The sequence below is a fragment of the Marinobacter sp. EVN1 genome (assembly GCF_000475375.1).
GTDB classification, from domain to species: Bacteria; Pseudomonadota; Gammaproteobacteria; order Pseudomonadales; family Oleiphilaceae; genus Marinobacter; species Marinobacter nauticus.
This window is the reverse complement of sequence record NZ_AXCB01000060.1, coordinates 1-1,280: the sequence shown is the minus strand read 5'-3', so window position 1 is coordinate 1,280 and position 1,280 is coordinate 1. Positions and strand designations below refer to the sequence as shown.

Annotated in this window: 1 protein-coding gene; it reads right to left on the bottom strand. The window is 55.5% G+C overall.

What is annotated here, in order from left to right; all coding sequences use genetic code 11:
* Nucleotides 1–86: 86 nt before the first annotated feature.
* Complete coding sequence (locus tag Q674_RS37135; RefSeq protein WP_014421853.1) at nt 87–365, bottom strand: Imm32 family immunity protein; 279 nt, start codon at nt 363–365, stop codon at nt 87–89.
* Between the last annotated feature and the right edge of the window lie 915 nt (nt 366–1,280).

The following is a 1,280-nucleotide window of genomic DNA, read 5'->3' as shown; positions in this document are numbered from 1 at the left end:
TACGAAACACTTAACGCCTGCAGCATGCGCGCCCATGAAATGGAGCCGAAGGCGCAATGTAATGGGCGTCGCCGTGCCTGCATTGGTTATGTTTTTGAATACGGCTTGCCACCGTCCACCGTAGGCCAACCATATACTTTGACATGATTTATAAGCCTGCCTTTTTCCGACTGCTGTTCGGATGACAACTCGTTGCCACCCCACTCGTTGGTGAAATAGTGCTCATGGGGAAAATCCCCAGCTTTCGCTTTTCCAGCAATCTCGAGAAGCTGCTTTGCAAAATACTCAAGGCCCGCTGGATCTCCATGAACAAAGACCTGCTCACCTTCCTCGTCAGTTTCGAATGTCAGTAGGTAATCGTCCATACTTCCTCAGAAAACATAACGCCGGCCATAAACGGCGCCCTGACAAGGGCGTCCGGCGACCGTAGGGAGCGAATTTGATGGCTTTGTTAGCTGCAAACAACCGAACCAGTATGAAACCCGATCTTTGGCAACCAACATGACAGCCTGCTCCGTTGCTTTATGCACAGGCCTTGGCCGATGCACCTTGATTAAAACCACCGTCAACGATGTGGTGAATGAACCTGAACTTCAGGGTAGCAGGTAAGCAAGGAACCAGGTTTCGCCGGACAGCCCCGCGCGGCAAACACCCAGTTCATTACCAACACCGTTGACCGTTTCAGCTGCCAACCTGATGGCGGATTCGGACGGCCTTGGCTAACCACCCACTCTGCCGGTATTGCTACCCGTTTTCGGCCAAGGCCACGGGCACCGAGCCACCCAAAAGGAACAACGCACTACACAGCTAACGCTGAGGTAACCGGCGCCGGAGCGATAGCGTAGGGAACCAAAAGCGGCACGCTTTTGGCGTCCGGTTGACCGCCTTGTTAATGGCCGTTCACCACCGTGGTTGCGCCTGACACCCAAGGCCGCATGCCCTTTCCCGGACAGCTTGCACCAACTCGACGGATGGCGAAAGGAACCAGAACACAAAAGCTTCCGGCCCGATGACCGCTTGAGGCGGACGGCCCCACGACTGGGGCACACCAATAATACCAATGCCGATGACCGTTTTGGCAACCAAACCGGACGGCGAAGTTTCCGGCCTTGGCGATCACCAGAGTGAGCGGGCTTTGCAGCCAACCTGATGCCAAGGCCTTTGCACAGTACCAGCCAAAAACTCACAAATGCCTGGCCATTAACGCTGAGGTAACCGGCGCCGGAGCGATAGCGTAGGGAACCAAAAGCGCCACGCTTTTGGCGTCCGGTTGACCGCCT